The organism is Vibrio astriarenae (genome assembly GCF_010587385.1).
GTDB classification, from domain to species: domain Bacteria; phylum Pseudomonadota; class Gammaproteobacteria; order Enterobacterales; family Vibrionaceae; genus Vibrio; species Vibrio astriarenae.
In genome coordinates this window covers 107,690-120,569 of the sequence record NZ_CP047476.1, presented here as the reverse complement: position 1 = coordinate 120,569, position 12,880 = coordinate 107,690, and the positions used below count along the sequence as shown (strand labels likewise).

Sequence of the window (12,880 nt, the reverse complement as noted above, 5' to 3'; positions counted from 1 at the left end):
CCCTACAGTGTCATATTTAACCTACTGCGCTAATAAACTAGGCCAGTTCGCATCCCCTTTGGCAATATTGCCTGCAATATCTTGTTGCCATGTGCTTTGAACGGATTTGTTGTAGTTGAGATAGAGCTTTCCATCCACAACGCTCCAAGCGTGCGGGTCTATTTTCGCAGTATAACCTTTACTGACCGCCCAAGCGCAGTAGCCTCCATATTGAGGCGCATAACGCTCTGGGTTTCCTACAAATCTATCTAGATTTTCTTGTGATGAGAAATACCAATCAGCACCGTTCCATTCATATTGAAAGTCCGAGTCTCCTTCTACTGCTTTGCCCTCGGTGAAGTATGCGACAGGATCATAGCCTTTGATCGCCTTACCAAAGAAATCGCTGTAAACAGGCTCTAGAGCATAAGCTGTACCCATAAAGCTGAACATTAGGGCAACCACACTGAACAATTTCAAAAACAGTCTCATCTTAACACTCCATATCATCCGGCTTATTCACTACTAAAAAGACAGAACAACCTGCCGAAACCTTTCAAAATAACTGCAATTTTCCTATTTAAACTGACGAGCTACGTAACTGGGTTTTTCTTCAGGCTTTCTCTCACGCCTTGCCGCTATCGCTCGGTTCTTGCCTATCGCAACCTTAATTTGATACCACGTCTCTAAACCCAGAGCTTTACCCTGACTTGCCCACCAAGTTCTGTGGTAAAGCTTTTTGTTTGCCGCCAACACGTCAGGTGAACGATTAATGCACTCCAAGGCAAGTTCATACGCGCTCGCATAGGGGTCAGTAGCAATTTTAGTGACCAAGCCGTAGTCTTTAGCCGTTTCACAATCAATCACTTTAGCGGTCATAGCCATCTCCATCGTATGGTCTTGTCGCATCAGTTCCCGAAAGGCCAACGCGCCTCCCATATCAGGTATCAAGCCCCATTTGGCTTCCATAATGGAAAAATTGGCATCCGGACTCGCTATCCGAAAATCTCCGCCACTCACCAACTGCAAACCGCCACCCCAACACCGACCGTGTATAGCGAATATCACGGGGCAAGGAACATCTCGCCAACCAATAGAAAACCTCTGTGCGGCATTAGGTAAGGTCGGCCACCATTTGAACAACAGCTTTAGGGCATCTTTTCGATTAGTGAGCAGTGACTTCACATCCAGTCCAGAACAAAAGTCACTGCCATTGGCTTTGACGATGACGGCGCGAACGCTCTTATTGTTTTTCAACTCTGTGGTTATCTGATTAATGGCTTTAAACATCGCCATGTCGATAGCATTGAGCTTATCGGCTCGATTTAACCTAACGGTAGCGATCTGATTTTCATCAATTTCGCAGGTAATTCTTGGGGAGTGAGACATTGGGTGAATTCTTCCTTGATTGGTCTTACCAGTTATTAATGTAGACCATTGAGGAAAGAAAGAGAGATCGAAACCATGTTGACGTTAAAAATGTTTTATAGTGTTACATCCCCAAAAAAGGGCTCTCAACGAAGCACCTTTTGTGGGAGATCCAATTCTTGTTAAGCAAAGATGAATGGCTAAACGACACTTCGTTCACTACGCTTTGATAGAAAACACCTTTGCGTAGAACTCTATTAATAGCAATGACATAAATAGCAATAGAATCATATTCAGCGGCCCCTGAACATCGTATGATGGCACCAACCCCACGGCACTTGCCGGGATGTTCACCAGTATGTTGCCAGCGAGTGCTTTCAGTGGGCTCAGCTTAAGATAATCACATAACCGCCAGAGTAGTACTGCGTTGCAAAAATAGAGCAGTAAAATCTGCCACGCTTCGGTTAATTCCGGCATAACAAAGACATACTGTAACAATAGAAAGGATGCCGTGATGGCATAAAACAACATAATGTATTTCACCGCTTTACCTGGAATCGTCAACACATTCGCTGCTAGTACGCCTGCTAATGTCGGAAAAAGAACACCATTAGGCACTGGCATGTAGATCCACAGCATGAAAGCAGACACGGTCACACACGCTGCAATATTGGCAAAATAGAGTCGTTTCTCTCTTGGTAAAGACATCCGAGATAGACTCGACAAGCTACCCTTATTTATATGGTGTAGTTGGACTGAACCTCTGCTTTCGACAAAGCTTCTCACCTCTTCGACAAGCTCATCAAACACCTCCATATCCAAGCGAGATATTTTTTGGTTTTTGTCGGAACATAACTGGCTAGCTATCTTACTGGCATTGTCTATCGCAGCAACAAGAGCCACGACTCTTTCCCTATGGTGAGATAGAAAATCGCTGTACTCTACTGGCAAAGACAAAAGCGTCTTTACATTGTCAGCGTGTTTTTTTAATTTTCCGGCAAGATCACTGACTCTCTCTACATCAAGTGCTTCTTTTTTGAGCTCTATTGATAACTCCTGCAACTCTTTCATCCCAGCTTGTGCTTCATCGATATAAGCTTCATCTGTCGACGTTGGCCAAACAAACTTGTAGACGAATGAAAATACAACGATGCCGAGCATCGTTTGCTGCATTCTTAGGATAGCGGTATTGATCACCGAAGCGCTCTCTGCAGATATTGAGCTACTAACAATCAAACACACGGTGATGGCTATATTGAACATATAACCCAATGTGCGGTGAGATTGATAGTAAACGCAGATCCATAAAAAAGCGGTAATTGAAGCAATAAACATCACGCGCTCTTGAGCAAAAAGTCCAATGAGCAAAAACGCAACAGCAGTGCCTAGAACGGTGCCATAGAGTCGATTGCGACTTTTTTGAGCCCAATAACCGTAGATCTCTAGGGTCGCTAACACGGTCACGGTCAACATCGACCAAGAAGTCTTAGACCAACCCAACCACATTGAGCAAAACATAGCGAGGATCAAAGCCAATCCATACTTTATCGCCGCTTTCATAGACGGATTCAACATTCCTCACCTCAATATCAGTTAGAGAGAATCTGTACTGAAGCCGTTGTTCCAACGCGTAACTGTAAATCGTCAGGCATCTGATCAAGCTTGATTTTTACTGGTAAGCGCTGAGCAAGCCTTATCCATTGGAAGTTTGGATTTACATTGGGCAACAATGCATTTCCGGTACTGCCATCTGTTTTTGAGATACCGTAACCGATGCTTTCCACCTTCCCTCGTAACACTTGTCTGCTTTTGGAAAGCAATGTCACTCTAGCGTCTTGTTCCAGCTTAACATCAAGGATGTCCGTCTCTTTGAAGAACCCTTCTATCCAAAAACTGTTTTTATCGATCAAAGCTACAACAGGTGCATTAGCGACAACTTGAGAACCAATTCGATAGTTCAAATTAGTAATGTAGCCATCAACCGGAGCCTTTATCTCTGTATAAGTGAGTTGCAACTCTGCTTCCTGCGTTTTTGCTTTCGCAGCCGCCACATTCGCTTCTGCCGTCTCAACCGCACTCTGATAGTTGTTTAATGTCAGTGTCGATACCGAACCTTGCACTTTTTGCTCCAGGGCTTGCGCGCGGTTTTGCTCGTTCTGCGCTTTTCTTAGTAACGCGTTCGCCTGCTGCTCGGCGGCTTTCGCACTCGCAAGTTCTGCTTTGTACTGACTATCATCAATATTGAACAAAGTGTCTCCTGCTTTTACTTCCTGATTGTCGGAAACATTAAACGCCACAATTTGACCCGTCACTCGAGGCGTTACTTGAACAATATGGGCTCGAACTTGTCCATCTCTTGTCCATGGGTTCTGTACATTATGAGTGTAATAAGCATAAGCACCACTGCCTGCAGCGATAGCAAGAATAGCGGTCGTAATATATTTTTGAAACATTGGAAACCTTATACAAAAGGGATGAGTAGACCAATCACTAAACTCATCAAAATGAAAAGACTAATTTCTGCGATTGCTGGGTAAGCTAAATGTTTATAAACATTAAACTTACCCAGCATTGAAGCGGTTAAATGGGTAGCTATATAGGAGAGCGAAATCACCAATAGAAAAGGTGGAATGTAGATTTCGCCAATGGTAATTTCATGTGGCATATCTGATCCTCGTTAGTTGAGAATCCATTACACCTCACGAAAGCAAACACACAAACTCGCCAATGCAGGATGGAACTCTCAGTCGTTTGCTTGAGGGTTGAAGCTGAGAAGTTCTGAGATTTTGGGGATTTGGATATGGTGGTAGGCACCATTGATGCTGGCAGGCTTGAGATGTTTTTTTGTGGGATAGGCATGAGCTGATTGAGAATAAATAGCTTAGATAAGAAGACTTTTTACTAGCCTCATCCAAAAAAAAGCCCCCGCATCTGCGGGGGCAAGCTAGCATTGCTTATTAAAACAACGACTTTATTTTCGGATAGAGAGCTTGATAGGTGGCGCGCTTCTCTTGGTAGTAATCTGCTTGCTCAGCATTTGGCTCATGGCGTTGAACCAACTCTGGTACTGGGCAAATCGTGTTGATATCCGCACCCTCTTCTGTCGCTAGTTGAGCTAAGCGAGCGGCACCAAGTGCTGGGCCTACATCACCCCCTTTGCGGTAAACCAAAGGCAGGCCGACAATATCTGCCAGCATTTGACGCCAGTATTCACTACGAGCACCACCGCCAATCAATGAAACCTCTTCTGGGATCATCTTAGTGACATGCAGCGCATCAAAGCCATCAGCAAACGCAAAACCAACACCTTCAAGAACCGCTTGAGCAAGCTCCAATTTGGTTGTGGAGTGTGTCATACCAAAGAACACACCTTTAGAGTTTGGATCGTTATGTGGTGTGCGCTCACCAGATAGGTAAGGTAGGAAGATCACTTGAGAAGATTTATCCGCTGACTGCTCTACTTGCTGGATCATTTTACCCACATCGTCAAAGCCCGTTAGGTCAGCAACCCATTGTAGACAGGATGCAGCACTTAGAATGACCGACATGGTATGCCATGTATTAGGGAGTGCATGACAGAAGCTATGCAAAGCGGACTCTGGGTTTGAAATAAAGCCGTCACTGACTGCGAAGTAAACACCAGATGTACCCAGCGACAGCATCGCTTGACCTGGTTGGGTAATCCCCACACCGACCGCACCCGCAGCATTATCGCCACCGCCAGCAATGACAGGAACTTGTCCCATCCCCCAATCTTTCGCCATCTCTTGTGTAAGAACACCGGTAATCTCGCTACCTTCAAACAATTTTGGCATTTGCTCACGAGTCAGACCTGTCGCTTGAAGTAGCTCATCATTCCAATCACGAGCACGCACATCTAACCAACATGTTCCGGCAGAATCAGACATTTCAGAAGCGTAATCGCCTGTCATTTTGAATCGAAGGTAGTCTTTTGGTAGCAGAACTTGCTTCACTTTAGCAAAAACTTCAGGCTCATGATTCGCGACCCATTTTAGCTTAGGCGCAGTAAAACCTGGCATCATGATATTACCAGTAATTGCACGACTTTCTGGAACTAACTCCTCTAGCTCGTGACACTCAGCTTCACAACGACCATCGTTCCATAAAATTGCTGGGCGAAGTACTTCACCGTCACCATCTAAAAGCGTTGCACCGTGCATTTGACCAGAAAGGCCAATCGCTTTGACTTCGCTCAAATCAACAGACTCACCCAAGCCTTTAATTGATTCACAAGTCGCATTCCACCAATCAAGTGGCGCTTGCTCTGACCAAAGTGGCGCTGGGCGTGATACTTCGAGTGAAACACTCTTTGTCGCCACGATTTCGCCATTGCTTAACATAGCGATAGACTTCACACCGGATGTGCCTAAGTCGATACCAATATACATAAGTGTTCCCCTTACACTTTGAACGGCTGCAAATGTTCATCATTTGTGCATTGACCGTTAATGAGCTTGTTATATTTTTTTAGTATTCACTCGATTTCGTAGCGCGACAATTACGAAATTTCATACTCAATTTCACTGATTTCACGAGTGAGGCTGTGATCACACCAAGCGTAAATCGCTCCTGATAAGATTCATGCCAATCGTTTAAACCGATACACGAGGATTCATGGATAAGCGCTATCGTATTACTCTGCTATTCAATGCAAACAAGGTATATGACCGTCAGGTCATCGAGGGAATTGGCGAGTACCTACAAGCTTCCCAATGTGAGTGGGATATTTTCTTAGAAGAAGACTTCACCGCGCACTTGGATAACTTCAAGGCATGGAAAGGCGATGGTGTGATCGCTGATTTTGATGATCCACAAATTGAAGAGCTCCTACGCGACACCGATATACCCGTTGTTGGTGTGGGCGGCTCTTACGAAAAAGAAGAGCAGTATCCTGACGTCCCTTATGTTGCCACGGATAACGAAGCCTTGGTTGACCTGGCTTTTCATCACCTACGTGAAAAAGGGCTAGAGAACTTCGCTTTTTATGGCATTCCAGAAGATCCAAGCAAGCGCTGGGCACATGAGAGAACTAAAGCGTTCAAGAAGATCGTTAAGCGTGAAGGCTATACTGGCTCTGTTTACCTTGGCAACGAAACCAGCCCACAAACATGGCAATATGACATGAACCGCTTGGCAGACTGGCTTCAGATGCTACCAACCCCAACGGGTATTATTGCGGCAACAGATTCACGTGCACGCCACCTGCTACAAGTGTGTGAGCACCTCAATATTATGGTTCCAGACAAGGTATCGGTGATCGGTATTGATAACGAAGAGCTGGCTCGCTACCTCACTCGTGTTTCCTTGAGCTCAGTGGGCCAAGGCAGTAAAGAGATGGGCTACCGCGCTGCAAAGATGCTGCATAAACTGGTTGAAAACCGCGACAAAGTTGAGCGCCAACCTAATGAGGTGCTCAAACATGCGCGTGTACTTGTCCCACCAACACAAGTATATGAGCGTCAAAGTACCGACTTCCAAGCTCTGAAAGACCCATACGTTATCCAAGCGATGCACTTCATTCGTCATAATGCATGTAAGGGAATTAAAGTAGACCAAGTGCTTACCTATGTGGGCATTTCACGCTCAAATATGGAAGCGAGATTTAAAGAGGAACGTGGACACTCAATACACCAAGAGATCCACAACTCGAAGTTAAATCGAGCGTGCAACCTGCTTAAAAACACGTCACTACCGATTGTTGAAGTCGCAGAGCTGTGTGGCTATCCATCACTGCAATATATGTACACCGTATTTAAAAAGAATCTCGATAGAACACCAAAAGACTATCGTGAAGGTGGCAGCAGTGACAGCTAGAGCACTTATTTAACTCTCTATATCTATTGATGTTAATAGTAAAAACCCCAGCTAATTAAGCTGGGGTTTTCGCTTTGAGAGATAAAACAAAGGAGTAATCTTGATTCAGTATCCATCAGATTACGATATTTATAATATTGAGTTATTAATTTGGCATTGGAGAGAGTGGATGCTCTCTCCATACCGATTAGCGCTTGGCTTTGGTTGCACTGTCCATCCACACCGCTAGCAATAAGATTGCCCCTTTCACAACATACTGCCAGAACGTAGGAACGTCCATCATGCTCATGCCGTTATCGAGGGAAGCCATAATAAACGCACCAATCACTGCACCAATGACGGTGCCTACGCCACCAGCCATACTCGCGCCACCGATAACACACGCAGCAATCGCATCCAACTCGGCGATATTACCCGCGGAAGGTGAACCAGCGCCAAGTCGACTGGATAATATCAACGCAGCCACAGCAACCAAAAAGCCATTCATGGCATAAACCGATAGCTTGGTCTTCTCTACATTGATACCTGACAAACGACTCGCCTCAATATTGCCACCAATCGCGTAGATACGGCGACCAAACTTGGTTTTCGATGCGATAAAGGTGCCAGCAATTAAGAAGCTCGCTAACAAAAGCACTGGTGTTGGAACACCTCGGTAGTCGTTTAAGATAAGGATAATGCTCAGCACTGCGATCCCGATTAACGCATGTTTCGCTAACGCGGAGCCTGCCGTGGGTACTGGCAGTTGATACTGCTGACGCATCACTCGACGTTTTTGCTGCCAACCGAAATACATCGCAAGGCCACCCACACCAATAATAATCCCAAGCATGTTTGGCAAGTAGCTTTGTCCGATAATGCCCATTTCCGCTGAGGTTGGCGCGACCGTTGTACCATCCGTAATACCAATCAAAATACCGCGAAATGCCAACATCCCCGCTAGGGTCACGATAAATGAAGGAACCTTACGGTAAGCCACCCACCAGCCATTCCATGTACCAAGCAGTAAGCCAGCACCTAGGGTGATCAAAATGGTCAGAGGCAAAGGGAGACCGAACCACACATCCAATATCGCGGCCGCACCACCGAGTAATCCCATCATCGAACCAACAGAGAGATCAATCTCACCACTGATAATGACAAACACCATACCGATAGCCAAAATACCGGTGATAGCCGTTTGTCTGAATAGGTTGGAGATATTTCTTGGAGAAAGGTACGCCCAATCGGTCATCACACTGAAGAACAGCATAATGATGATAATCGCTACCGCCATTACAATAAGTTGCAGCTTCGAGCCTTCAAGCCACTGTTTAATGTTGTTTTTACTTGCCTGATTGGCAACCGGTTTTACTTGTTCCATGACTATACCTCTGCTACGACTTTTTCAGTCAACGCACAATCCATGATTTGTTCTTGAGTCAGTTGATCATTAATCAGGTCACCTTTGATGACGCCCTCATGCATCACTAGAACTCGATCACTGATACCAAGTACTTCGGGTAACTCTGATGACACCATGATCACGCTGATCCCCTGTTTGACGAGTTGGAAGATCAGTTTGTATATCTCATACTTCGCACCCACATCAATTCCGCGCGTGGGCTCATCCAAGATGAGAATCTGCGGATTGATCATAAGGAAACGTGCCAATATCGCTTTTTGCTGGTTTCCCCCTGAGAGGTTGCGGATTGCCAACTCCGCATTGGGGGTTTTTACCGTGAGTGATTTAATCGACTTTTCAATCTCTGATGCTTCATGAACATCATTCAGAACCCCAACAGGTGCAAATGCATCAAGTCCAGCTAAGGTAATGTTCTCGCCAACCGATAGAATTGGCACAATGCCGTGACGCTTTCTGTCCTCCGGCACCATCGCAATTCCCGCTTCCAATGCGTCATGACTGCTGCGCAACTCAAGAGGCTTGCCTGATAAATAAACCTCACCACTGTGCTTGCCTTGGTAACATCCGTAGAGGCACTCCATGAGTTCAGTTCGCCCAGCACCCACTAGGCCAGAAACGCCTAGGATTTCGCCCTTTCTCAAAGAGAAGTTTGCGTTTCGAACCTTGGGGATATGTGCGTTAGTTTTATCCCAAGCACAGATATTTTTTGCCTCAAGAATCACATCACCAATCGCGTGCTCTTCTCGAGGGAAAAGCTGCTTCATCTCACGCCCAACCATCATGGTAATGATGTCATCTGTCGTCATGGTTTCTGCGCTACGAGTGCCGATATGCATGCCATCGCGAATGACACAGATATGGTCTGAAATCTCTTTTACCTCAGCTAACTTATGGGAGATGAAGATACAACTCACGCCCTGCGCTCGCAGATCTTTAACCAGATTTAATAGAATTTCAGTTTCTGATTCTGTTAAGGGCGCGGTTGGCTCATCAAGAACAAGAAGCTCTGCGTTTTTTGACAGTGCCTTGGCTATCTCAATCAGTTGCTGTTGCCCTACGCCCAGGTCACCAACGATGGTTTCCGGGCAAATATTGAGCTGTACCTTTTCAAGTAACTTAATAGACTCAGCGTGCATGCGATCAAAATCCAACATACCAAAAGATTCGATTTCAGAGCCCAAAAACAGATTTTCGAGTACCGATAGTTCTTTTACCAAAGTCAGTTCTTGGTGGATGATGGCAATGCCCAGCGCTTCCGTGTCGGCAATGCCTTTTGCCCTCACTTCATTGCCTTTGAACGCTATGTCACCTTCATAATCGCCATAGGGGTAGATCCCACACAGCACCTTCATTAAGGTCGATTTACCTGAGCCATTTTCGCCACAGAGTGAGAGAATTTCCCCTCTATTCAACTTTATGCTCACACCATCAAGTGCCTTCACTGAACCAAATTTCTTGACGATGCCTTGCATCTCTAACAACGGAACCATAGTCCCCTCCTCAAGAATAAGGAGCCAACATTGTTGGCTCCGTGATTGGTCTAATTATTGATAAATATCTGATTCAGCGTGGAACTTATCGGCAACCAATGTCTGCTTGATATTGGTTCTATCGACAGTGATTGGCTCAAGGAGCCATGCAGGGACGTCTTTCAATCCATTGTTAAGTGACGAGTTCGCCTGTGGCGCTTCTTCATTACCTAGCTCAACGGCGATTTCAGCCGCGCGGCTCGCCAGTGTATTGATTGGCTTGTAAACCGTCATGGTTTGAGTACCCGCAACGATACGGCGGATTGCCGCTAGGTCAGCATCTTGACCAGAAATTGCAACTTTACCTGCAAGACCTTGAGCATCTAATGCTTGGATTGCACCACCTGCTGTTGCATCATTAGAAGCAACAACAACATCGATCTCATTGTTATTCGCAGTTAACGCATTTTCCATAATTTTAAGCGCATTTTCTGCTAGCCAAGAGTCTACCCATTGGTCACCAACCACTTTAATGTCGCCAGAGTCGATTTTAGGTTGAAGTACATTCATTTGGCCCTGGCGGAATAGTTTTGCGTTATTATCCGTTGGCGCGCCGCCCATCAAGAAGTAATTACCTGACGGCTTGTTTTCTAGCATGGCAGCAGCCTGCATTTCACCGACTTTTTCATTATCGAATGACAAATAAAAATCGATTTCTGCATTATTAATTAATCTGTCATACGCTAAGACTTGAATACCGTCACGCTTTGCTTCTGCGATAACATTACTTAATACCTCACCGTTATATGGGATGATAACGAGTACATCAACGCCACGAGAGATCATATTTTCTATCTGTGAAATTTGAGTTTGCTCATTACCGTTTGCTGATTGAACGTAAACCTTTGCACCGAGCTCTTCTGCCTTATCAACGAAGATATCTCGGTCTTTTTGCCAACGTTCCAAACGGAGGTCATCGATCGCCATGCCGATCTTGACCGTCTTCGCCATCACGGGGGAGGCAGTAAAAGCAACAAACAGAGCACATAGAGTGGAAATTAGTTTTTTCATTATTCTATCCTTGTGTTTCACCGTTATTGGAGCCCCACAAATCAGGGCTAAGGATAAATTAGCGTTATTTCGTTCTCCCATCTTTTGGCATTTTTAGTACATCTTTTACAATATCTGGTTTTTGTTTCAATATGTGACGCCGATTAAAAAACAACCAAATGGTTAGTTGGCACCGCTGTGATTTTTATCTTTGCTCGATAAATGAATAAAAATACACGGAGTTGAATAGCCACTCTAAAATCACTACGAAGCTACTCAAATATAAAGATAAATACTGATGATTATATTAATTGCAGCCTGCGTAAACTGACGTATAGAAAGGTAAATATTGTAAATTCACTTTATCAATAGTGTGATCTGACCTATGTTTTTAGCGGAAGGAAACGCATAGGAGAGAACACTATGAAATTACTAATTGCCACCACCATCCTTTTTTCTGCAACCACTTTTGCCGCAACTGACGCTGAAATGTGCCAGCAATATGGTCGCGATCTGGCCAGCAACTCGACAGAAAACCAAAGTGCCTTTCTAGAACATCTCACCAAGCAATCTGCGGCCGGAGCCTGGACTCTAAGTATGAAAGAGTGCAACGTTTACATCCAACGAGGTAAGCACGATTACAACTTTGATGTTGAAGATATGTTGAGCAATGATTAGTCATGTCACCTTCTCAAGGGCATTGCCTTTGAGAAGGTCATTCATATTAAGATAAAATGTTCGTCAACTGTTCCCGCTGCGCTATACAGTGCTCTACAAACGGGTTAAGCAGCCTCGCTGAGCTGTGACGTGCGTAGTAAGCCAGCAAAGGCACTTCGATGGAAATCTGCTTAACCGGTATGCAAACGCATTGATCGTCCAAAATCGACTTAATGCATTTTGGGGCTATGGAAACACCCAAACCAGAAGATATCGACGTAACTAGGTGGCGCATGTTCATTGGGTTGCCAACGACATTCGGTGAGATTCCATTATCATTGAAGCAACCGACAATCCGCTCATAAACATCTAGCCATTCATTTCTATGAAACAGATGCAAACGCTCGTCAGCCAGCTCACTAATCTCAATTTCTTCACGTAGCGCCAGCTTATGGCTTTTAGGTAAGACCGCTACAAGGGTATCTGTATAGACTCGCGTAGATTGATAGGTACCTTGTTCAAGTGGAATACTCTCGCGCGTAAACACGATGTCAACTCGATTTTCTTGCATCGCTACAGCCTGTTCCGCAGGCGTCATTTCATAAAGCCTCGCACTCGCTCCCTCATACTGTTCTAGGAAACCTTTAAGTAACTGGGGCAAAAAGAAAGCGCAAGCGGTAGCCAAATACCCAATTTTGATCTCATGCTGCCCTTCAACCACAGTTTGGGCGATCATCGCTTTTACTCGCTGATCATTTTCTATGATCTTCAACGCCTCTGGAAGTAGGCGTTCTCCACACGCTGTCAACTCTACCTGATGCGTCGTTCGTTCGAACAGTTTGGTTTTCAGCTCGCTCTCTAGATCAGAGATATGACGCGATACCGTCGGCTGCACAGAGTGCAGCTCCCTCGCTGCTGCCGAAAAGTTTTTAAGTTTAGCCACTTTGACGAAGGTCTTTAGTGTTTTGATGTCCACATGATGCCTATTCGTTATTTGTATTATTGTTATACATTAAATTCATTTCCAAGATTTGGTAAGCCGTTTTAGTTTTATTCATGGAGCAACTCTCATTAATTAAAAAAGAAATGTAACCCCTTTACATCGAAATGAGAGTTC

At 44.9% G+C, this 12,880-nt stretch carries 12 protein-coding genes; 2 read left to right on the top strand and 10 right to left on the bottom strand.

Annotated features, from left to right (window positions below):
* Positions 1–21 precede the first annotated feature (21 nt).
* The 6 genes from GT360_RS15015 to xylB form a co-directional block, all read right to left on the bottom strand.
* Positions 22–471, bottom strand: coding sequence for a YHS domain-containing (seleno)protein (locus GT360_RS15015; protein ID WP_164649777.1), 450 nt, complete (start codon positions 469–471; stop codon positions 22–24).
* Positions 472–555: 84 nt separating this feature from the next.
* The gene (locus tag GT360_RS15010) at positions 556–1,368 is read right to left on the bottom strand and encodes a crotonase/enoyl-CoA hydratase family protein (protein WP_164649776.1); all 813 of its coding nucleotides are present in this window, start codon (positions 1,366–1,368) and stop codon (positions 556–558) included.
* A gap of 198 nt (positions 1,369–1,566) precedes the next feature.
* Entirely contained in the window at positions 1,567–2,922 is a 1,356-nt protein-coding gene (locus tag GT360_RS15005; RefSeq protein WP_164649775.1) for an FUSC family protein, read from the bottom strand.
* A 14-nt stretch (positions 2,923–2,936) separates the two neighbouring features.
* Positions 2,937–3,800: an HlyD family secretion protein gene (locus tag GT360_RS15000; protein WP_164649774.1), complete on the bottom strand. Its 864-nt coding sequence runs from the start codon at positions 3,798–3,800 to the stop codon at positions 2,937–2,939.
* Positions 3,801–3,808: 8 nt separating this feature from the next.
* Positions 3,809–4,012: a DUF1656 domain-containing protein gene (locus tag GT360_RS14995; protein ID WP_164649773.1), complete on the bottom strand. Its 204-nt coding sequence runs from the start codon at positions 4,010–4,012 to the stop codon at positions 3,809–3,811.
* 292 nt (positions 4,013–4,304) lie between these two features.
* A complete protein-coding gene (xylB, locus tag GT360_RS14990) occupies positions 4,305–5,756 on the bottom strand; it encodes a xylulokinase (protein ID WP_164649772.1) in 1,452 nt (483 codons plus the stop codon).
* 226 nt (positions 5,757–5,982) lie between these two features.
* Between xylB and GT360_RS14985 the strand changes: the two genes are divergently transcribed.
* Complete coding sequence (locus GT360_RS14985) at positions 5,983–7,182, top strand: XylR family transcriptional regulator (protein WP_164649771.1); 1,200 nt, start codon at positions 5,983–5,985, stop codon at positions 7,180–7,182.
* Positions 7,183–7,369: 187 nt separating this feature from the next.
* On the opposite strand, the gene GT360_RS14980 is transcribed toward GT360_RS14985, so the two are convergent.
* Genes GT360_RS14980 through xylF form a run of 3 tightly spaced genes read right to left on the bottom strand, consistent with a single transcriptional unit; the run spans position 7,370 to position 11,127 of the window.
* Positions 7,370–8,545, bottom strand: a complete 1,176-nt coding sequence (locus tag GT360_RS14980; RefSeq protein ID WP_164649770.1) for a sugar ABC transporter permease — start codon at positions 8,543–8,545, stop codon at positions 7,370–7,372.
* A 2-nt stretch (positions 8,546–8,547) separates the two neighbouring features.
* Positions 8,548–10,077, bottom strand: coding sequence for a xylose ABC transporter ATP-binding protein (locus GT360_RS14975; protein WP_164649769.1), 1,530 nt, complete (start codon positions 10,075–10,077; stop codon positions 8,548–8,550).
* Positions 10,078–10,131: 54 nt separating this feature from the next.
* On the bottom strand, positions 10,132–11,127 hold the full coding sequence (gene xylF / locus GT360_RS14970; protein WP_164649768.1) for a D-xylose ABC transporter substrate-binding protein: 996 nt from the start codon (positions 11,125–11,127) through the stop codon (positions 10,132–10,134).
* A gap of 402 nt (positions 11,128–11,529) precedes the next feature.
* Here xylF and GT360_RS14965 point away from each other — a divergent pair, with 402 nt between their 5' ends.
* Positions 11,530–11,784: a hypothetical protein gene (locus GT360_RS14965; protein WP_164649767.1), complete on the top strand. Its 255-nt coding sequence runs from the start codon at positions 11,530–11,532 to the stop codon at positions 11,782–11,784.
* A 46-nt stretch (positions 11,785–11,830) separates the two neighbouring features.
* On the opposite strand, the gene GT360_RS14960 is transcribed toward GT360_RS14965, so the two are convergent.
* A complete protein-coding gene (locus tag GT360_RS14960) occupies positions 11,831–12,739 on the bottom strand; it encodes a LysR family transcriptional regulator (protein ID WP_164649766.1) in 909 nt (302 codons plus the stop codon).
* Positions 12,740–12,880: the final 141 nt, after the last annotated feature.

What these genes read in the sequence shown, in the direction of transcription:
- GT360_RS15015 (WP_164649777.1), bottom strand. Translation starts at nt 471, where the DNA reads ATGAGACTGTTTTTGAAATTGTTCAGTGTGGTTGCCCTAATGTTCAGC.
- xylF (WP_164649768.1), bottom strand. Translation starts at nt 11,127, where the DNA reads ATGAAAAAACTAATTTCCACTCTATGTGCTCTGTTTGTTGCTTTTACT.
- GT360_RS15010 (WP_164649776.1), bottom strand. Translation starts at nt 1,368, where the DNA reads ATGTCTCACTCCCCAAGAATTACCTGCGAAATTGATGAAAATCAGATC.
- GT360_RS14985 (WP_164649771.1), top strand. Translation starts at nt 5,983, where the DNA reads ATGGATAAGCGCTATCGTATTACTCTGCTATTCAATGCAAACAAGGTA.
- GT360_RS14995 (WP_164649773.1), bottom strand. Translation starts at nt 4,012, where the DNA reads ATGCCACATGAAATTACCATTGGCGAAATCTACATTCCACCTTTTCTA.
- GT360_RS15005 (WP_164649775.1), bottom strand. Translation starts at nt 2,922, where the DNA reads ATGTTGAATCCGTCTATGAAAGCGGCGATAAAGTATGGATTGGCTTTG.
- xylB (WP_164649772.1), bottom strand. Translation starts at nt 5,756, where the DNA reads ATGTATATTGGTATCGACTTAGGCACATCCGGTGTGAAGTCTATCGCT.
- GT360_RS14965 (WP_164649767.1), top strand. Translation starts at nt 11,530, where the DNA reads ATGAAATTACTAATTGCCACCACCATCCTTTTTTCTGCAACCACTTTT.
- GT360_RS14980 (WP_164649770.1), bottom strand. Translation starts at nt 8,545, where the DNA reads ATGGAACAAGTAAAACCGGTTGCCAATCAGGCAAGTAAAAACAACATT.
- GT360_RS15000 (WP_164649774.1), bottom strand. Translation starts at nt 3,800, where the DNA reads ATGTTTCAAAAATATATTACGACCGCTATTCTTGCTATCGCTGCAGGC.
- GT360_RS14975 (WP_164649769.1), bottom strand. Translation starts at nt 10,077, where the DNA reads ATGGTTCCGTTGTTAGAGATGCAAGGCATCGTCAAGAAATTTGGTTCA.